Source organism: Streptomyces bauhiniae, from assembly GCF_004784475.1.
In the GTDB taxonomy this organism is placed as follows: Bacteria; Actinomycetota; Actinomycetes; order Streptomycetales; family Streptomycetaceae; genus Streptomyces; species Streptomyces seoulensis.
Genome location: NZ_SRRT01000014.1, coordinates 23,568 through 42,611, shown reverse-complemented (window position 1 = coordinate 42,611; position 19,044 = coordinate 23,568). Strand labels below are relative to the sequence as shown.

General features: G+C 68.0%; 17 protein-coding genes. 12 read left to right on the top strand and 5 right to left on the bottom strand.

The genetic code is table 11. From position 1 onward, the window contains the following. Window positions 1-117 precede the first annotated feature (117 nt). From eccCa to E5083_RS30775, 9 genes are all read left to right on the top strand, one after another. On the top strand, window positions 118-4,080 hold the full coding sequence (gene eccCa, locus E5083_RS30815) for a type VII secretion protein EccCa (protein ID WP_135788975.1): 3,963 nt from the start codon (window positions 118-120) through the stop codon (window positions 4,078-4,080). A gap of 86 nt (window positions 4,081-4,166) precedes the next feature. Then, complete coding sequence (locus E5083_RS30810; RefSeq protein WP_135788974.1) at window positions 4,167-4,670, top strand: hypothetical protein; 504 nt, start codon at window positions 4,167-4,169, stop codon at window positions 4,668-4,670. Further along, window positions 4,667-6,205, top strand: coding sequence for a hypothetical protein (locus tag E5083_RS30805; RefSeq protein WP_244317717.1), 1,539 nt, complete (start codon window positions 4,667-4,669; stop codon window positions 6,203-6,205). Before E5083_RS30810 ends, E5083_RS30805 begins: the two co-directional genes overlap by 4 nt. A 31-nt stretch (window positions 6,206-6,236) precedes the next feature. Further along, window positions 6,237-7,553 carry a type VII secretion-associated serine protease mycosin gene (mycP, locus tag E5083_RS30800; protein WP_135788972.1) on the top strand — a complete coding sequence of 439 codons (1,317 nt, stop codon included), beginning with the start codon at window positions 6,237-6,239 and terminating at the stop codon, window positions 7,551-7,553. Between the two features lie 57 nt (window positions 7,554-7,610). Further along, window positions 7,611-8,033, top strand: coding sequence for a hypothetical protein (locus E5083_RS30795; protein ID WP_135788971.1), 423 nt, complete (start codon window positions 7,611-7,613; stop codon window positions 8,031-8,033). 9 nt (window positions 8,034-8,042) lie between these two features. After that, window positions 8,043-10,337, top strand: coding sequence for a hypothetical protein (locus E5083_RS30790; RefSeq protein ID WP_135788970.1), 2,295 nt, complete (start codon window positions 8,043-8,045; stop codon window positions 10,335-10,337). 396 nt (window positions 10,338-10,733) lie between these two features. Beyond that, window positions 10,734-10,988, top strand: a complete 255-nt coding sequence (locus E5083_RS30785) for a hypothetical protein (protein ID WP_135788969.1) — start codon at window positions 10,734-10,736, stop codon at window positions 10,986-10,988. 52 nt (window positions 10,989-11,040) lie between these two features. After that, entirely contained in the window at window positions 11,041-11,415 is a 375-nt protein-coding gene (locus tag E5083_RS30780; protein ID WP_135788968.1) for a hypothetical protein, read from the top strand. Further along, a complete protein-coding gene (locus E5083_RS30775; protein WP_135788967.1) occupies window positions 11,406-12,062 on the top strand; it encodes a hypothetical protein in 657 nt (218 codons plus the stop codon). The genes E5083_RS30780 and E5083_RS30775 overlap by 10 nt, the downstream gene beginning before the upstream one ends. Window positions 12,063-12,134: 72 nt before the next feature. Here the strand turns inward: E5083_RS30775 and E5083_RS30770 are convergent, their stop codons facing one another. Continuing rightward, window positions 12,135-12,446 carry a WXG100 family type VII secretion target gene (locus tag E5083_RS30770; protein ID WP_135788966.1) on the bottom strand — a complete coding sequence of 104 codons (312 nt, stop codon included), beginning with the start codon at window positions 12,444-12,446 and terminating at the stop codon, window positions 12,135-12,137. A gap of 32 nt (window positions 12,447-12,478) precedes the next feature. Continuing rightward, window positions 12,479-12,817 (bottom strand): WXG100 family type VII secretion target, encoded by a 339-nt coding sequence (locus E5083_RS30765; RefSeq protein ID WP_135788965.1) that lies wholly within the window; start codon window positions 12,815-12,817, stop codon window positions 12,479-12,481. Window positions 12,818-13,110: 293 nt separating this feature from the next. Between E5083_RS30765 and E5083_RS30760 the strand changes: the two genes are divergently transcribed. Continuing rightward, window positions 13,111-13,440: a DUF397 domain-containing protein gene (locus E5083_RS30760; RefSeq protein WP_135788964.1), complete on the top strand. Its 330-nt coding sequence runs from the start codon at window positions 13,111-13,113 to the stop codon at window positions 13,438-13,440. 67 nt (window positions 13,441-13,507) lie between these two features. Here E5083_RS30760 and E5083_RS30755 read toward each other — a convergent pair whose 3' ends face one another. The 3 genes from E5083_RS30755 to eccB all read right to left on the bottom strand — a co-directional run bounded on the left by E5083_RS30755 (window position 13,508) and on the right by eccB (window position 16,585). Continuing rightward, complete coding sequence (locus E5083_RS30755) at window positions 13,508-13,687, bottom strand: hypothetical protein (protein WP_135788963.1); 180 nt, start codon at window positions 13,685-13,687, stop codon at window positions 13,508-13,510. Between the two features lie 118 nt (window positions 13,688-13,805). Then, window positions 13,806-15,032: a type VII secretion-associated serine protease mycosin gene (mycP, locus tag E5083_RS30750; protein ID WP_135788962.1), complete on the bottom strand. Its 1,227-nt coding sequence runs from the start codon at window positions 15,030-15,032 to the stop codon at window positions 13,806-13,808. A 29-nt stretch (window positions 15,033-15,061) separates the two neighbouring features. After that, entirely contained in the window at window positions 15,062-16,585 is a 1,524-nt protein-coding gene (gene eccB, locus E5083_RS30745) for a type VII secretion protein EccB (protein ID WP_135788961.1), read from the bottom strand. Window positions 16,586-16,770: 185 nt separating this feature from the next. Here eccB and eccE point away from each other — a divergent pair, with 185 nt between their 5' ends. Beyond that, the gene (gene eccE, locus E5083_RS30740) at window positions 16,771-18,105 is read left to right on the top strand and encodes a type VII secretion protein EccE (protein WP_135788960.1); all 1,335 of its coding nucleotides are present in this window, start codon (window positions 16,771-16,773) and stop codon (window positions 18,103-18,105) included. Continuing rightward, a complete protein-coding gene (locus tag E5083_RS30735) occupies window positions 18,102-18,869 on the top strand; it encodes a hypothetical protein (RefSeq protein ID WP_135788959.1) in 768 nt (255 codons plus the stop codon). The genes eccE and E5083_RS30735 overlap by 4 nt, the downstream gene beginning before the upstream one ends. The last annotated feature ends 175 nt before the right edge of the window (window positions 18,870-19,044 follow it).

Genomic DNA, 19,044 nt, shown 5'->3' with positions numbered 1-19,044 from the left:
CCTACCGGGGCCCGGTGTCAGTGGTGACCAGTAGGATCGCCGGCAAGCGGAGGACGACCGTCGCCACGGGGGTGCCGGTGATCAACCGATCGTCCGCGCAGGAGGATTGACGCTCCGGTGAGCCAGCTCGTCATCAAGCGCCCGCCTCGTGCGCTGCCGCCCGAAGTGTCCTCTGAAGAGGTGCAATTGGAGGCTCCTCCCGAGCTGCCGCGCGGGCAGCAGGAGGGCATGCTGATGCAGGTCCTGCCGACCCTCGGCATGGGCTCCTCCGTGGTGTTCTACTTCGCATCCCCGAACGCCCATCCGTTCATGCGGATCATGGGTGTGGTCATGCTCGTGTCCACGGCGGCGATGGTCGTCTCGCAGATCGTCCGGCACCGTCGCGGTACGCAAGGGCAAATGGCCGACGTCCGCCGTGACTACCTCCGCTACCTGGCCCAGACGCGGCGCACGGTACGCAAGACCGCCCTGCGTCAGCGGGACGCGCAGCTCTATCTGCACCCCGCCCCCGAGCAGTTGTGGTCGCTGGTCGCCGAGGGCAGCCGGGTGTGGGAGCGGCGGGTGGCGGACGAGGACTTCGGGCAGGTCCGGATCGGCCTGGGCCCGCAGCAGTTGGCCACTCCCCTGATGGCGCCCCAGACCGCGCCGGTCGACGAGCTGGAGCCGCTGTGCGCGGGCGCCATGCAGCGTTTCCTGTCGGTGCACGGCCAGTTGGACGGCCTCCCGGTGGCGCTGTCGCTGCGCGCCTTCTACCACGTGACGGTCTCCGGCGACCCGGAGCGCGCCCAGTCCGCCGCGCGCGCCCTGGTGGCGCAGGCGACGACCCTGCACTCCCCCGACGACCTCGTCGTGGCCGTGGTGGCCTCGCGGGGCGCGGCGGAGCGCTGGGACTGGACGAAGTGGCTGCCGCACTGCCAGTTGCCGGGCCAGTTCGACGGCGCGGGCACCCGCAGGCTGTTCAGCGACGACCTCGGTGAGCTGGAGCAGTTGCTGGCCGGGCGGCTGGAGGAGCGGCCCCGGTTCAGCCGGGGCGGGCAGCCGCTGCTGGACCAGCCGCACATCCTGGTGGTCCTCGACGGCGGCATCGTGCCGCCGTCGTCGGTGTTCGCGGCCGCCGAGGGCCTCCAGGGCGTGACCATCGTGGAGGTCGTCCCCGGCGAGCTGGACACCCCGCGCGGTGACCTATCCATCGTGGTGCGCCCGGAGCGGCTGCGGCTGGACTCCGGTGGCGACGTGGCCTTCGAGGGCACGCCCGACGGGCTGTCACTGCCCGGCGCCGAGGCGCTGGCCCGGCAGCTCGCCCCCTTGCGGATGGGCGGCGGGGACGACGACGAACCGCTGCTGTCCAACCTGGACTTCACCGATCTGCTCGGCCTCGGGGACGCCGCCTCGGTGGACGTGCGGCGCACCTGGCGGCCGCGCTCGATGTCGGAGCGGCTGCGGGTGCCGATCGGCGTCGGCGAGGACGGCCAGCCGGTGATGCTGGACCTGAAGGAGGCCGCGCAGGACGGCATGGGCCCGCACGGCCTGTGCGTGGGCGCGACCGGCTCCGGCAAGTCGGAGCTGCTGCGCACCCTGGTGCTGGGCCTCGCGGTCACGCACTCCTCGGAGACGCTGAACTTCGTCCTCGCGGACTTCAAGGGCGGCGCGACCTTCGCGGGCATGTCCCAGATGCCGCACGTCGCGGCCGTCATCACCAACCTCTCCGACGACCTCACCCTGGTCGACCGCATGGGCGACGCGATCCGGGGTGAACTCCAGCGCCGTCAGGAGCTGTTGCGGGCGGCGGGCAACTACGCCAACATCCACGACTACGAGAAGGCGCGCGCGGCCGGTGCCCCGCTGGAGCCGCTGGCCTCGCTCGTCCTGGTGATCGACGAGTTCAGCGAACTCCTCACCGCCAAGCCCGACTTCATCGACATGTTCATCCAGATCGGCCGCATCGGCCGCTCCCTGGGCGTGCATCTGCTGCTGGCCTCGCAGCGGTTGGAGGAGGGGCGGCTGCGCGGTCTGGACACGTATCTGTCGTACCGGGTCGGTCTGCGGACGTTCTCCGCGGCCGAGTCGCGGGCGGCGCTCGGGGTGCCGGACGCGTACCACCTGCCCTCGGTGCCCGGTTCCGGTTATCTGAAGTTCGGCACGGACGAGATGACGCGCTTCAAGGCGGCGTACGTCTCGGGCACGTACCGCGCGGGCGGCGCCGAGGTCACCCAGGGCAGCGCGCCGGTGGAGCGCCGTCCGGCGCGGTTCACGGCGCTTCCGGTGCCGATGGCGTACGCGGCGCCCGATCCGGCCGAGGAGCGGGCGCGGGCCGCGCGCGCGGAGGACGACGCGCTGGCGGACACGGTGCTGGACGTGGTCGTGCAGCGCCTCGACGGCCAGGGAGTGCCCGCGCACCAGGTGTGGCTGCCCCCGCTGGACGAGGCGCCCGCGCTGGACCACCTGCTGCCCGCGCTGTCGGTCTCGCCCGAGCGGGGTCTGCACGCGCCGGAGTACCCGCGCGCGGGCGCGCTGACCGTGCCGCTGGGCCTCATCGACAAGCCCTTCGAGCAGAAGCGCGAGGTGCTGTACCGGGACTTCTCCGGAGCGGCCGGCCACATGATGGTCGTCGGCGGCCCGCAGTCCGGAAAGTCGACGCTGCTGCGCTCGCTGGTCGCGTCGTTCGCGCTGACCCACACCCCGCTGGAGACACAGTTCTACTGCCTGGACTTCGGCGGTGGCGGCCTCTCCTCCCTGGCCGACCTCCCGCACGTGGGCGGGGTCGCGTCCCGGCTGGACCCGGAGCGGGTGCGCCGTACGGTCGCGGAGGTCGCGGGCATCCTCAACCGCCGCGAGCAGTTCTTCCGCACGAACGGCATCGACTCCGTGGCCACCTACCGCAGGCGCCGCGCGGCGGGCGAACTGCCGGGCGAGGCATGGGGGGACGTGTTCCTGGTCATCGACGGCTGGGGCAATTTCAAGACGGAGTACGAGGGCCTGGAGGGTGTCGTCAACGACATCGCGGGCCGGGGTCTGGGCTACGGCATCCATGTCGTCGTCTCCGCGTCGCGCTACATGGAGGTCCGCGCGGCCCTCAAGGACCAGATCCTCAGCCGGCTCGAACTGCGGCTGGGCGACCCGATGGACTCCGAGTTCGACCGCAAGGTCGCGGTGAACGTCCCGGCGGGCGTGCCCGGCCGGGGCCAGGTCGCTGAGAAGCTGCACTTCATGACCGCGCTCCCCCGCATCGACGGCTCCTCCTCGGCGGGCGATCTGTCCGAGGCGACGGCCGCGCTGGTGCAGCGGGTCAAGGCCGGCTGGGAGGGTCCCGCCGCCCCGACGGTGCGGCTGCTGCCGCGCAAGCTGCCGGCCGACCAGCTTCCCAAGGGCTTCGAGTTCCCGCAGGCGGGCATCGCGATCGGCATCGACGAGGCCAACCTGGAGCCGGTCTTCGTCGACCTGGACACCGACCCGTTCTTCCTGGTCTTCGGGGAGAGCGAGTCCGGCAAGACCAACCTGCTGCGGCTGATCGCCAAGCAGATCGCCGAGCGGTACACCCCGGCCGAGGCCCGCATCGTCGTCGGTGACTACCGGCGCACCATGCTGGAGGCGGTCGGGGAGGAACACCTGCTGGAGTACGCGCCGATGGCCTCGGCGATGCAGGTCCACATGGACGCGATCCGGCAGTTCATGGAGATGCGCGCGCCGAAGCCGGACATCACCCCGCAGCAGTTGCGCGACCGCAGTTGGTGGAGCGGGCCGCAGCTCTTCGTCATCATCGACGACTACGAGCTGGTGGCGACCAACTCCGGTAATCCGCTGAGTCAGTTGGTCGAGCATCTGCCGTTCGCGCGGGACGTGGGCGTGAAGTTCATCATCGCCCGCAGCCAGGCGGGTGCCTCGCGGGCCATGTACGAGTCGTTCATGCAGCGGGTGAAGGAGCTGGGCGCACAGGGCGTCGTTCTTTCGGGCGACCCCAGCGAGGGCGACATCCTCGGCACGGTACGGGCGCGTCCCATGCCGCCGGGGCGTGGCGTGTTCGTTTCCCGCAAGCGCGGAACGTCCCTTATTCAACTGGGGTTGCTTCCGCAACGCCATTAGAGTGATCGATGGAAACCACCCCCGTTCCTGCGTTCGAACGAGCGAAGGGGCGGGGATGACACGGGGAGAACGGGGAGGCGGCTGAGGTGAGTTCGGACGGGGGCGGCAAGGTTCCTGACACGGGGACCGACTTCGACACCCTGGCGGGGGTCAATCCGGCGATGGCGCTGGACATCCAGCACACCGCCATGAAGAGCTTCAAGAAGCGGGTCGACGCGCTGCTGGTCGAGCTGGACAAGTCGGAGGCGGCACCGGGCAAGGTCGGCGAGGACCGGCTGCCGCGGGCCCAGCTCGGGGCGTCCACCTTCAAGGAGGCGCAGTTCCTCCACGACTCGTACACCATCGTCCACGACGAGTTGGAGAACCTCTCCAAGGCCCTCAGCGCGCAGATAGAGAGCATGAGCCTCGCGGTCCACGCCTCCCGCGTGGGCTACGAGAACCTCGACGAGGACATCAAGGCGCGGATGCGGGCGGTGAACGCGGAGGCGGAGAAGTATTACGACGCGGCGCGGGATCCTTATGCGCGGGACGCGAAGGACTCGGCTGCGGCCGCTAAGGACGGAGAGCGGTTCAAGGAGGGATGGTCGTGAGCGAGCACGATGGGCAGTCTGAGCCCAAGCTCAGCACCACAAACTTCGAGTCCATGACGCACGAGCAGTTGGCGGCCATGCTGGACTCCGCGAGTCCGAGCTCCGCATCCCACCTCTCGAGCAAGCTCGGGAATGCGGCTTCGACAATCAGTCAGATCGGCGACGACCTGATGAAGTACGTCAAGGGCTTGGAATGGCAAGGCGAAGCCGGTGACGCCTTCCGGGACTGGGGTGGGCAGACCGCCAGTTCGACGCTGCGTCTTGGTGAGTACGCCCAGAGCGCATCCGACTTCATGGCCAGGGTGACGGTGGCTATCGGCGAGGCCAAGGCAGCGATGCCGGACACCTCGGAGTCGACTCAGGCGCGAACGGACCTGGCCACCGCGCACAAGACGATCAACGCCGCCAAACAGCCCGGTGCGCGGAATGACCCGGACGCCCGCAAGGCGGCTCAAACGGCGCAGACCGATGCGGCAGGAGCGGAACACCGTCTCGAATCGGCTCGTCAGGCCGCGATTCAGCAGATGCGGAAGCTCGCTCAGTCGTACGAATACGCCGCAGTGCAGGTGAACAGCGTGCCTCCGCCCACGTTCGCACCGCCGGCAGGAAGGGCAGCACCCGAAGAGTGGTGGCACTCGGACGACAAGGGATACCTGCCGGGCAGCGCCTCATACCCAAGTGGTGAACGCACCAGCGCTTCGGCTCACACTTCCGCGCAACGCACCCACAGCGTTGAGGCTCCCCCGTCCCATCGCGCCTCGGTCGCACCTGTCGTCGACGCCGTAGGCCACCCAAGCAGTCACCCGGGCAGCCGTCCCGAGCCTGTCTCCCTGGGCATCGACAGTGTCGACACCGTGCCGCGACCACAGACTTCGCCCGCACCGGCAACGGGCCCGACCGTACCGAACCGGGAAGTCTCCCTTCCCGGTCTGCCAGTTGGCGTGCCGCAGACCTTCGGGAGCGGGCGCGGCATCAACTCCGCCCTGTCGCCCCGCCTGCCTGGCGTCAGCCGCCTTCCGCAGGTGTCTGGCCTGGTCAACTCGTCCGGGAGCTTGCCCCGCATGCCCCGCGAACCGGGGATCATGGGAGGAAGGCCGGTCTCCAGCGCCGGTCGCTCCGCGAGTGGCATCCCGCGTGGAACGGTCATCGGTAACGAGAACGCCCAGGGCCGTACCCCGATGGGCCGGACCATGAGTCCGGGCTCGCCGGCCGGTGATGCTGCCCGCTCGGCCGGAGGACTTGGCCAGGGTCGCCGTCTTGCCTCCGAAACCGGCGGAGTCGTGGGGGGCCGCACTCAGCCGGGCCGCGCCGCAAGCCGACCCTTTACGAGTGGCGGCTCAGGGCTGGTCCGCCCCTCGGCCAAGGCGCCCCAGGAGGGATCCACCTCGCAGGTGGGTCGTACGAGCGCCTCAGGTCGCCCGGCCAACTCACGCAAGGGCGGGGAGGGCGGCGAGAAGCGGCCCGACTACCTGGTGGAAGACGAAGAGACCTGGACCAGGAACGACCGCCGGTCGCTCCCGCCGATCGTCGACTGAGGTCATGAAAGCTGAATCCCGAGGAAGGCACATGCACAGCAGAGGTCGACACAGCCTGCGGTTTTCATCCCTGGCGTCCGCCTTCCTCGGGCTGGCGCTCGTCACTGTCGCGGCCTCCCCGGCTCACGCACAGACCGTCCGGGCTCAGCAGTGGCATCTGGACGCGATGGACGCACCCGAGATGTGGAAGGTAAGCACGGGCGAGGGGATAACCGTTGCTGTCATCGACTCAGGGGTCGACGACTCCCTCGCGGACCTCAAGGGTCAGGTCCTCGACGGAAAGGACTTCTCCGAGCAGCACGGCGATGAACATACGGATATCGCGGGCCACGGCACCGACATGGCCGCACTCATAGCTGGGACAGGGAGACGAGGTCCGCAAAACGGATCGTATGGTCTGGCCCCAGGTGCCAAGATCCTGCCCATCCGGATGCGTTATTCCAGCGATCAGTTCGGTCAGGTGGACAGTCACAAGGAGTTCTCGCGAGCGCTGTCCGAATCCATTCGGTATGCCGCTGATTCCAAGGCGCAGATCATCAACATGTCCTTGGGCAGCGACAACTCTCCTGGTCGCCAGGACGTGGGAACCCCGGAGCTTGCCTCGGCAGTCAAGTACGCGCTCTCCAAGGGGAAGCTGCTCTTCGCGGCCGTCGGCAACAGCGGCAAGAAGGCCAATCGTCCTGAGTTCCCCGCATCCACGCCGGGCGTCGTGGGCGTCGCAGCCGCCGACAAAAGCGCCAAGGTCGGCGAATTCTCCCAATCTGGGCCAGAAGTCGACATGGTAGCTCCGGGCATCGACATGGTTCACGCATGCCTCGGAGGGTCCGAGATCTGCAAGTCTCAAGGCACCAGTGAGGCCACTGCCATCGCCTCGGCCTCCGCCGCCTTGATCTGGTCCAAGCACCGGGAATGGACCAACAACCAAGTACTTCGCGTCATGCTGAACACGCTTGGCAAGCCGGCAGACGGATCAAAGCGGAATGACCTCATCGGCTACGGCGGTATCCGTACGCGGGCCGCACTACTGGATCCCGGTGACCCCGGCCCGGCCGACGTCTACCCCCTCCCCGACCTGGCCGCAGCCGCCGCCAAGTCCCCCTCCTCCAAGGCGCCGAAACCCACGGCGCCCGCTAAGCAAGAGAAGGCGGCGCCGAAATCGAGTGAGGGCGGAAATGCCCATCTCTGGGCCGGCGTAGGCATAGCGGCCGCGCTGCTCATCGGTGCGGTGGTCGCCGTCGGTGTGCTGCGCTCCCGGCGCCGGACGCCCGTGGCACCGCCGCCGCCCGCCTATCCCCCGTACGTCCCCGCCCCGGCGGACCCACGCCACAGCACGGAGCACAACCCGTGAGCGAGCCGGTGTCAACAACCCCCTCGCTCATCCCGTCCGCGGAAAGAGAAGACGTCCATGTCGTTCGATGAGATGTGGGGCCACGCACGGACCACTGCTGCCGCCCGACAGCACAGCAGCACGCAGTTGAACCATGTCCCCGCAGATGCGGGCGGGGACGCCTCCGGGAAGAAGCTGGTTGTCACATCCAGCCTGCTCAACAATCGGGCCAAGAACGCGGACTCTGTACGCAGGGATTTCACCGAAGCGGACGATTCGGCCATGAAGGATACCCGCGAGGTGGGTCCATCCCTTAAGGGGTTCGCGTGCGGAGCATCTTTTTCCACTTTTATGGGGCGTTGGCGTGAGCAGATGAAATATGTTCAGGGGCTGCTCGAGAAAGATGTCGCAGGCTCTCTGCGCGCCAGTGCGCAAGATTATGCCGCGCGCGAGCAGAAAGAGAAGAATCGGCACGCCAGTGAGCGCGTGACTCTCCGATAGAAGGCTGGAATGGTGCTGGATTTCAAGACGCTCCTCGAGGCAGATCTCACGGAGCTGTCGGAAGTCGTGGCAAGCTGGAAGAAGGCTCCAGAGAAGTTCCGGCACTCTCGAGCTAGTTTCCGTAGCACCGTCGAAAAGGACCTCCAAGGGTCGGACTGGGACGGTGAGGCGGCCAGCGCAGCGGTTGAAAAGTTCGGATTCGTGGGCAAGCAAATGGACGCTGCTGCCGATGAGGCTGAAGACCTCTACAAGCTGCTGGACGATGCCTACGAGATTTTCACTTCCTCGCAGTCCAAGCTGCGGAGCATGAAGCACGACATCGAAGCGGACAAATACCTTTCCATCAAACCTGACGGAGAAGTATATTTCGACCCTCCGGAGGGAACCGAAAACGCTGCTTTTATCAACAAGGGGTACCAGGAGACCATCCATGCGTACCGAGCCAGCATCCGCAGCCACCTCTCGGCCGCACAAGAAGCTGACACGACCCTTGCTTGGGCGCTGAGCCAGGACCATAACGGGCGAGGGAAGGGATTTGACTCCTCGTCATACCACAGCATCGCCGATGCCAAGAAAGGACGAGAACAGGCAGATCGCGACCTCGAAGAACTAGAGAAGCTCACCGGCCGTAACAGCAAGCTGGCCCTGGCCGGCGCTAATGATCAACTTGACCCTGAAATGTTGCGCCGGGTCAACGCTCTCCTTCGCAGTCACGAAGGTGATCCCCAATTCGCTGAACGCTTTGCCACACATATGGGCGGGAAGGGGACGATTGAGCTATGGACTCGCATCGCTGATCGGCAACAATTCGGTGATGCACAAACGAAGGCGTCTGCCGAGATCCAAAAGTCCCTGGGATACACACTGGCTACAGCCTCGCACTCGCACAGCAAGGCGATGGACGAGTGGAAGAAGGAAGTTGTTTCACTTGGAGGCACTCAGGTCGAATATCCCGACCTGAAGAGCGTCACCCCCTACAAGGGGCCGTACGGGTTCCAGGTCATGAGTAGCCTCATGCGGTACGGAGACTACGACGCAAAGTTTCTGAACGACTACGGTCATGGAATCATTGATTTCGAGAAATCCCACAAGGGGGAGAAGCCTGCTGAACTTTGGCGAGCCGAGGGGGATGAGTTCCCGTACCTGAATTTTGGCTCCGGAAACGACTACGGCCAAGATCCGATGGCCGGATACATGGAGGCTCTGGGGCATAACCCGCAGGCATCCCAAGATTTCTTCTACTCCAAGGAGTGGGCTGCGGGAAAGAACGACGTTGATCCCGACCTCCAATATCTCCTCAAGGGTCGGGAGTGGTTCAACGCAAATTCCAGTGCTGATGGCGATCGCGGCTTTGGATATGACGAACTGGGCCATGCCCTCCAGTCCGCCACGCTCGGGGTGCCCTACGATCAAATGAACGGAGAAGTGAACAGGGACAATAAAACAGCCAACATCATGGAACAAGTCGTGACTACAGTCATGCAGGACCCTCATTACATCAAGGACCGGCCCGGTATGGGCGACAGCCTAGGAATCATGGGGTCGGCCTACATCGACGATCTCAACTGGTCTCTTTCCAACTTTGGCGATCAGTCTGAGTATCGCCCGCTCAGCGATGCTGCGTTCAATCATCGCGGGGAGGGACATCTGAATCTCACTCACCAGTCAGCGCTCAGCTTCCTCAGCACTCTTGGGCAGCACAAGGTCTCCTACGACATTCTTTCGTCGGCACAGCAAGAGTTCACCATCGGTGGCCTGAAGGCACATCCGCATCCGGGCAACGAACTGGCTGCTATTTTGGGGACTGGCGCCAAGGTGTCCGGTGCACTTGACCAAGCTCGGGTCACGGGAATCAACGACACGTTTACCGACAAGAGCGACGACTACAGTGATGCGCTCAGTGACGCAGCCGAGTGGAAGAAATACAGCGCGAGCCAATCCATCAACACAGGTGTTTCGCTTGCAACCCTCCCCTTGGAAACGGCTGGACGGGCCGTTTCCTTCGTTGTGCCGTCGCTGGTGGAAGGGATTGGGGGTGCTTTGGAAACACATGCGAGCGTGGCGATCGACCAGGAAGTGCGCCGCCAGGAGGACACGTACAACGACAACCTCGATCGGCAAGAGGTGCGAACAAAGCAAGACTTCACAGAGAAGGCGCAATACCGCGCTATGACGCCTCTCTCCGTGTACCTGAGCACGCATCCCGATTTGAAGAATTCAGACTGGTATCTCGCTACCAAGGACCGCATGGAGCAGGGGTACAACTTTGGGCTGGGCGAGGGCGACGAGACGGATACGGACTGACGCATGCCGAAGCGACACAGTACCCTCCCCCACAAAGTGCTTCTTGTCGCACTCGGGGGTGCGCTCTTCCCGCTTGCCGGGTGTAGCGGCAGTGCGGACGAGACGCCACGAGAAAATTACCTGACTTCCCATGAGGTTTGTGGGGGTCTATCCGACTCGGCGGCTAAGACTCTGAGGGCTGTCGCTGGAACCGACAGTTTCTCCAGCGAGCCCAAGCGGGGCAGTTCGGCTCTGCCCTCTGGCATCGCGGAAGAAGTCAAGAAGAGCAACGGCGAGAAGGAGCACCTATTGTGCTCCATTGAACCTGAGAAGGTGAAAAACAGGCAACGTATTGGTTTGTACGCCAGAGTACTTAACGCACTACCTGACGCGCCGGATGAGCGCCTCCGAGGAAACATGTCCTTCAAAGTCGGGTTGCGAGGCGAAGCGTCATCCTTGGGTGCCCAGTTGTACTTCGTGTGTGCTCAAGAGGGCGTGGGCCCGGACCGCGCGCCGGTCATCAAGACGGAGTTTCGCTATGCGCCGGCAAGCCGTGGTGAGGTCTCATACAAGGGGAACATGCAGTTGCTCAACGAGGTCTCCTACCGGCTTGCGAAGCAGCTTTCTTGCCAGCAGAGCTCAGACTTGAACATGAAACAAGTAACTGAATGAGCGCGGTTCCTGCAGTGGCCAGTAGCGCGACCTGAAGGCAGGACCGTTTTTCATGCCCAGGCAATTCACAGCAGCACATCTCGCCGCCGCGGCGGCACTGGCTCTGGTGGTCGCTGGCACCGCCGGCTACTTTCTGGCTCCTGACGGGACCGAGCAGAGGATCTCGGCGGACGGCACGTGTCCGGAGGTCGGTAGAGGCGTGGCCTCGCCCTTCTCTGCCGCCGTCTATCTGCCGTGCAAGCCCGTCGGTTCCAAGCTGACCGTCAAGCCCAACCTCAGTGTTGAAGTCACGAAGCTCGACCGAGGAGGCGACGCGGACACCAACCGGTCCGATGCCGCCCAGGTGGCCCGCGCGCTCGCCACCCATGCGCAGTCGGGAGCCCATTGCGAGGACGCGGAGCGCTTGGGGCCCGTCAAGTGGACGTAGAGTTGCGTGTCTTCCGCTCCGTAGCCCTGGCTGTCGCTCTGGCGGCGACGATCGCGTCATGCGGCGCCGGTGGCGAGGACGCGGGAGTCCGGGCCGACGAGGTGTGCGGACGGTTTGCCCGAACGCCTGCCGTGGCATCGGCGCTGGCGAAGCTGGCCGGTACCGAGCGCTTCAACGAAGACTTGTCCGAACCGAAGGAAGCGGTCGCGACACTGCGCGCCGCGGACGGCAAGTTCAGCCCTGACGACGACTGGGCGGAAGTACCCGAATGTCTTCTGAGGGCGCCCGAGGGCGGTGATCCGCTCGTCACTCTGTACTTCAGGGAGGCCCTGGTCATCCTGAAGCCGCAGCCCGAGTACTTCAAGGATTACACGTATTACCGGACCGGAGCCTCGGCGGCGTCCTTGCACCGGGTGGTCTCCATCTATTTCCGTTGCCGGATGACGAAGCCCGCGAAGAGCGTCATCATCAACGCGCGTCTGGAACGGGAGAGCAAGGTCAAGCTGTCGGGCAAGAGTGAGGTCGACGCCCAGATGCTGGTGGCGAACACTGCCGCGCTGAAGATGGCCCGGCAGCTCGGCTGCCAGGGGACCGATCTCTCCCCGAGTCCGCCACGAGCGGTCTCAGGGCTCTACGGTCCACGCTGAGCCTGCCTCTTTCGGGTGATACTCCGAAGGGGCGCCACGCGGCTTGCGTGGCGCCCCCTCAAAGACTCAAGCTCAGCCCATCAGCATCCGGAACCGGGCCGCGTTCCCCTGGTCCGTGTCCTGGTAGCCGACGACGGAGTCGTCGAGGAGCTTGGCGATGCGGGCGAGTTTGTGGGTCATCTGGTCCATCTGCTCGCTGCTGTCGCGCTGGATGTCGGCGTAGGCGATCTTCGCCTCGCCCTCCCAGGTCTCGGCGACGGCCTTCACGCGGCGCATGAGGGTCTCGAGCTGTTCGGACAGGTTCTTGGCCGTGTTGCGGACGTCGCTGGCGGCCTGGGTGACGGTGTCGTAATTGACTGCGGTGCGGTCTGCTGAGTGGGTCATGATGCGTTACTCCCTCGTGGATGCGGCGGAAATCAGGCGAGGTCCGTGATGCGGCTCTTGACCTCGTAGGAGTTGTCGACCTTGCGGATGTCGGAGATCCGCTCCTGCTCCTGGTCGGTGAAGCCGCCGACGCTCGCCCGCATCGCCTCCTCCAGGTCGACGAGGTCGTCCTGGAGCTTCTTGAGGTTCTTGTTCACACCCTGCTGGACGGTGTCGAACTCCTTGCCCGCCGCGCCCTTCCAGCCGGCCTGGATCATGTCGACGACCCGGTTGAGGGACGTCACGCGCTCGCTCACCGTGTGGTGGAAGTCCCGGATGTCGTTCGCGAGTCCGGTGAGCGCGTGTGCGCTGAGGTCAACGCCCGAAGCCATACGTTCTTGCCCTCCTCTTGCTGCGACGGTGACCTTCACCACCGCGACGGGTCCGCCGGAACCGATGTCCCGGCCCTCCTGGCGGGCAAGCCCTGCTGCGTGTTCACGCGCCGCGTGGCCGCAGCGTCGCACCGCCCCCGTGCGGTACCACAGTCGTGGCACCCGGAGCCACTCTAGTCATTCCGAGTGGCCCTTCCAACTGCAAAGTCAACATACGGGAGTTCCGGCTACGGGTACCGTGACGGCTACTGTCGGCACAGAGCGTTCAAACGTGGGAAAGGGGTCGCCTCGTCATGACGGAGACGGCTGAGGAGATGAAGGCGCGCAAGGATCGTGAGCGCGACGAGCTGTACGCCCTCGACATCTCCGGTGTCACCTGGCACTGCGCGCCCGGCGCCGAGGAGCACGAGGAGCGGGTAGAGATCGCCCATCTCCCCGACGGCGCCGTGGCCATGCGGTCCTCGCTCGAACCCGAGACCGTACTGCGCTACACCGCCGCCGAGTGGCACGCCTTCGTACTCGGCGCCCGCGACGGGGAGTTCGACCTGACGCCCACCGAGCGCAACGGCGGCCTCATCGCCATCGAGGAGGCCGAGAAGGAGCGGAACGCCGCTTCCGAGTAGGGGCCCAAGAAGAGCGAGAAGGCCGGGAGGGTTCCAGTGGGGCCCTCCCGGCCTTCTCGCGTCCTCTTCAGTGCTTCAGCGGGACCACGTTCTGGAAGGGCCGTCCCTCGGACTTGCCCGCCATGGTGCCCTTTTGGATGTCGAAGGCGACGACACGGTTGGCGGGCTCGTCGATCTCGTCGCTCTCCTTGGACATGACGTAGAGCCAGTCCCGGCCGACGACCAGGCCGGGGCACTTGTCGAGCACGCCGAAGAACGGACCACGACCGCCGCCGCTCCGCCCAGCAGGCGTCTGCGGTGTCTGGCCCGGGTCCGGTCCGCCGACCGGGCGGACCCGGTGCAGACGGACGGAGGCGGGCCGAAGCTCACGCTGCGGGGTCCTTTCGGCGGCGGCGCAGGTCGCGCGTGACGATGGCCGTGCCCGCGATGACGGCGACGAGGACGACGGCGATGCCGAGCGCGTAGGTCGCGTAGCGCCGGTCGCGCTCCTCGGGGGACTCGGCGAGCGAGAAGGGCGCCACGTCGGGCACGGGCGCCTTGGACAGGCCGGGGTCGGGCGTCGGGCTGGCCGGTGCGGCGGCGAGGTCGGAGTCCTGGACGGCGCGAACGGGGTCGACCACGCCCCAGCCGACGAAGTTGTCGTGGCCGTTGACCGAACGTTCGGCGGTCTGCTCGATGCGGGTGACGATCTGGGCCGGGCTCCAGTCGCGGTGCTTCTCCTTGAGGAGGGCCGCGACGCCCGCGACGAAGGGCGCGGAGAAGCTGGTGCCGTTGTCGGTGCACTGGCCGCCGCCGGGGACGGTGGACAGGATGTCCACGCCGGGCGCGGCCACGCCCACGAAGGAGCCCGCCTGGGAGAAGGGGGCGCGTTCGTTGTTGCGGTCCGAGGAGGCGACGGCGAGGACGCCGGGGAAGGCGGCCGGGTAGGTGTTCTTGACCTTGCCGTCCAGGCCGTCGTTGCCCGCGGAGGCGACCACCACGACCCCGTGCGCGAGGGCCCGGCGTACGGCCCCGGCGAGGGCTGAGGTGCCGGAGAGCGGCTTGGTGGTGTCCTGGGAGATGTTGATGACCCCGGCGCCCTTGGCCACGGCGTGGTCGATCGCCTTGGCCATCGAGTCGGAGTCGCCGCTGTTCTGCGCGTCGTTCTGCCGGATCGGGATGATGGTGGCGTTGGGGGCGAGCCCGACGAACCCGGTGCCCGCGCGGGGGCGGGCCGCGATGATCCCGGCGACCTTGGTGCCGTGGCCGACCTGGTCGTCGGTGGGGTCGGCGCCCTTGCCCTTGGTCAGGAAGTCGCGGCCGAGCCCCTTGTCGACGGCCGGGGTGAGCTGGGGGTTCTTGGTGTCGACGCCGGTGTCGATGACGGCCACCCGGACGCCCTTGCCCTTGTCGGTGCCGCGCCACAGCTCGTCCAGCAGCACGCGCTGGAGGGACCAGGGGGTGCCCTTGACGGTCTTGGCGGGGAAGGTGCATTCGCCGCTGCCGTCCAGGTGGAGGGCGGGCGCGGGCGGGGCGGTGCCGAGGGTGGTCAGCAGTACGGCGGCGGTCAGCAGGGTTGCCTTCGCGGGCAGCACTCCTACGGCGCTCCTCATCGTGTTGTCGTCGCGTGGGAGGTGCGCGCTCACGAACCCTGCGGCTGGCGGGCGCCGTTGGTGTCGAGGCGGGGTCCCTTGGCGAGCAGTTCGGACCAGTCGGCGGGCACCTTGGCGGGGCGGACGTTCTCGTAGCCGAGCTTGACCTGGGCCTCGCTGGGCTCGGGGGTGCCGTCGGAGGACTTCTTGGCCTGGGTGCCGATGTCGGAGGTGCGGCTGTCGCTGTCGCCGTTGTTCTGGACGGCGTAGCGCAGGCCGGTGTCGGTGACCAGGAAGAGGCCGCCCGCGGTGGTCGCGGTGCCCTGGCTCTGGGTGTAGAGCAGGCCGGTGCCGGGGGTGACGTAGGTGCTGGTGCCGTCGGCGGTGATCTCGGCGGGGTAGTCCTTGCCGGCCCAGGTGCTCAGGGTGGTGGTGTTGTCTCCGGAGACGTCGCGGAGCACGCTGCACACGGTGTCGCGCCCGGAGGCGGAGTCGACGGCGTTGACCTGACTCGCCCGCTGCTGGGGCCAGTTGGCGGGCTGCTCCGCGAACGGGGCGGGGTCGGCGGTGAAGTCCTGGAGGCCGACGGTGCGGGCCTGGCCGTTCATGTTGAGCTTGCCGGTCTGGGGCGAGGTGATGAGCAGCCAGGCGGTGAAGTCGCTGACGGGCTGCACCTTGCCGGGCAGCACGACGTAGTACTTGGTGCCCTCGCCGGTCTCGGTCCGCAGCACCATGCCGACCTTGTTCTCCTCGGGGGAGAGCTGGCCGGGCACACCGGCGGGGGCGCCGACGTTCGCGGGGAGCCGGGGGAAGCGGATGGGGGCGCCCTGGTGGAGGGTGGCGAGCCATTCCTTGGTGACCGTCTGGGGCTGCCGGGTGCCGACGAGGGCGTTGGTCAGCGGGTCGTTCCCGGTGCCGGTGAGGGCGTACGCGGTGCCGTGGGCGTCGACGAGGTAGCGGGCGCCGGTGCGGGTCTTGACGTAGAGGACGTCGCCGCCGGTGAGGCGGCCGGCGCCGTCCGTCCTGGGGGCGTCGCGCGCGGCGAGGACGAAGGTGGCCTGCTGGACCGTCTCGCCCTTGCCGCCGGGCTGTTCGCACACGGCCCAGCGCTTGGCGGTGCCCGCGTCGTCGGCGGCGGGGAGCCGGTCGGGGGCGTAGGGGATGCCGAGGATGGGGCCGCGCGACAGCTTGCCGGAGTCGAGGATCTTGTCGCTGACCTGGATGACCTGGTAGCCGGCGTCGTTCATCAGCAGGCGGGCGGAGGCGAGGTTGAGCACCGGGTGCAGGCGGGTGGTTTTGCCCGTCTTGAGGACGACGTACCGGGTGGTGGACTGCTTGCCGACGATGACGCGGGTGCCGGGCTCGTCCCAGCCGGAGGGGGCGCTGGGCTGGAACATGCCCCAGGCGCCGAACACGGCCAGCGTCAACGCGCCCGCGACCAGGGTCGGTACGACGGCACGCAGCGGCTTGGGGGCGCCCTCCTCGGTCCCGGACGGCGACGGCTGGAGGAAGGCCGCGAGGGTGCGCCTCTTCGCAAACGTGTAGGCGTTGAGTTCATCCCGCCGTGATGCCATAAGTGCCTGCTTCTCCCCGTTGTCGCAGTGGCGGGCACCGGTCCCGCGCCGCGATGTCAGACCGGCCCTCTACTATGCATGGTGGCCGCCGGTGCTGGTGGAGCGGGTAGGGTACCGGGGCCTTCGAGGGGCCCGAATGGGATGCCGGGACCTGTGAGTTGTGAGTGATACGGGGGGATTCGGTGATGGCTTCCGTTACGCGGTCGCGCTTGCGGGGCCGGGCGCGGGCCGAGGAGCCTCGCGCGCCCGAGCCGGAGCCGGGGGGCGCTCAGGCGGAGTCGGGGACTCCGCCCGCTTCCGGCGGAACCCACTTCCGTACGACGAGCGGGCAGGTCGGATCGTTTCGCCTGCAACGGCTCGTACTGCTGGAGCTGGCCGTCGCCGTCCTGGTCGTCGGCTGGGTGATCTCGCCGTTCGCGCTGATGCCCGCGGGACTGGTCGCGCTGGCGCTGGTGCTGCTCGCGGTGGTGCGCCGCCGGGGGCGCACACTGCCCGAATGGCTGATCACCGCACGGGCGTTGAGGGCGCGTCAACAGCGCGCCAGGAACACCCCCGTCCCGCCGGGCACCGAGCCCGCACTGGTGCCCGCGCTCGAGTGCGAGCCCGCGCTGCGGACCTACTCGTACGGGGGACGCGACCGGCGCCCGGTCGGCATGGTGGGTGACGGCACGTTCCTCACCGCCGTGCTCCAGGTGGAGGCCGACGCGACGGCACTGCGCGCCGACCGCAACCGCCAGCCGCTCCCCCTCGCCCTGGTGCGGGACGCCCTGGAGGTCGACGGCATCCGGCTGGAGTCCGCCCAGGTGGTGCTGCACACCCAGCCCGCGCCCGCACTGCACCTCCCCCAGCAGTCCGTGGCCGTCGCCAACTACCTGCCGCTGCAGGAGCAGACGGGCGCTCCGGCCGTCCGGATCACCTGGATCGCGCTGAAACTCGACCCCGAGCTGTGCGCGGAGGCCGTGGCCGCGCGCGGGGGCGGGCTCGCGGGGGCGCAGAAGTGCGTGGCGCGGGTCGCGGACCATCTGGCGAGCCGGCTGACGGGCGCGGGCATGCGGGCGACCATCCTCGACGAGGAGGAGCTGATCGGCGCGCTCGCCACCTCCGCCTCCGCCAACCCGCTGGTCACGGCCGAGGCCGGGCGCGGTGAGCGGCGCGAGCGGCGCACCGAGGAGTCCGGGCGCGGCTGGCGCTGCGACAACCGGCGGCACACCACGTACTGGATACGGCGCTGGCCCCGACTGGGCGGTGAACGGGGCGAGACGCTGCCGCAGTTCGTCGCGCTGGTGACGGCGACCCCGGCGCTGGCCACCACGTTCAGTCTCACCCTCGCGCGCGCGGAGCGGCAGGAGGTCGCACTGACCGGTCACCTGCGGGTGACGGGACGCAGCGACGACGAACTCGTGGCCGCGCGCCGCTCGCTGGAGGGCGCGGCCCGGCACGCCGGGGCGGGTCTCGCCCGGCTGGACCGTGAGCAACTGCCGGGCATGCTGGCCACGTTGCCGCTGGGAGGCGCGCGATGACGAGCACACAGGCGACGGAGGCGCCCGCGCGCGCGGGGTCGGGGCTGCGCCGGGCCGGGGAGCGGCTGCGGCAGGGCTTCGGGCTGCTCGGCCCCCGGCACGGCCGGCACCTGCTGCCCGCCGCCGAACTGGACGCGCTGGCGCTGCCCATCGGGGACGACGGCGTGGTGGCCGGCGTGGACACCGAGGGGCGCCCGGCCGTACTGGGCGTCAACCGGCCGACCCCGTACGACGTGGTGCTGATCGGCGGCCTGTGGACGGCGCAGGTGCTGGCGCTGCGCACGGCGGCCACGGGCGCGCGGGTCGCGGTGGAGACCGGCCGGCCGCAGGCGTGGATGCAGATGGTGCACGCCATGGGCGGCGGGCAGAACGGCCTCTCGGTGTACGAGGTGGGCCGGGTGCCTCCGCAGGGCGCGTCCGCGGGCACGCCGGTGCTGGTGGTGCGGGACTGCGGGATGCGGCCGCCGCGGGGGCGGGTGGCGGCGGGGCCCTGGCAGTCGGTGGTGACGCTGCTGCCGTATCTCTCCCCGGTCGCGCCCCGGTTGCTGCGCCAGGCGCGGCTCACCGGCATCCAGCGGGTCTCGCCGGACGAGGCGGCCGAGCTGGGGCGCACGATGGGGCTGTCGCGTACCGAGGTCGAGTCGCTGCCGGGGCTGCCCGACGGGGTCACCCTGTGGTGCACCGACCGGGACCGGCAGTACGTGCTGACGCAGCCCACCGACGCCGAGATCGGACTGCTGGGCAACCCGCGCCGGATGGACTGAACCGACCTTTTCCGTCCGCTTTGTTCGCGTTGTGAGCGTTCCGGGTGTGAACCGGGCCTGCCGGGGTGGGGCTCGTGGTGATTAGGCTGGGAGCGGGCGCGATGCCGAAACCTGTGGACGGGCGCCGTCCCTGGGGGGAGCACCGGTGGACCGGACCGTCGTACGGCCCGGTCGG